This window comes from Vibrio sp. 10N.261.51.A3 (assembly GCF_041471965.1).
GTDB classification, from domain to species: Bacteria; Pseudomonadota; Gammaproteobacteria; order Enterobacterales; family Vibrionaceae; genus Vibrio; species Vibrio crassostreae_C.
The window spans coordinates 1-315 of sequence record NZ_JBFRPK010000130.1 but is presented as its reverse complement, the minus strand read 5'-3'; the positions used below and the strand labels follow the sequence as shown (position 1 = coordinate 315).

Here is a 315-nt window from a genome sequence, read left to right as displayed (position 1 = left end):
AGATTCGTTTCAGATAGTGAAATTGGTGGAATGACATCTATGGTTGGGACATCGCCGTCCGTAATCGTAAGCGTCACTGTCGAGGTAAGAACGTCATCATCGCCATCGCTTGATGTCACAACGATATTTTTAACAATATCGCCTGCTGAGTGGTCTAAATCTCGGTTCGGCTCAAAGCGCACTTCCCCTTGAGTCGTAATAAACAGTGAGCCTTCGGTGAAGGTAAACTCTTGCTCGGTCGCATCATTCGGGTCTAGAGAGTAAGCGGTGCCGTCATAGGTAAATTGAGTCACGCTAGCGCCATCGGCACTCGCG

1 protein-coding gene is annotated in these 315 nt (G+C 48.9%); it reads right to left on the bottom strand.

Annotated features, from left to right (window positions below; genetic code table 11):
• On the bottom strand, positions 1–315 hold a 315-nt coding region (locus tag AB4371_RS21900), incomplete at both ends, for a hypothetical protein (RefSeq protein ID WP_372150656.1).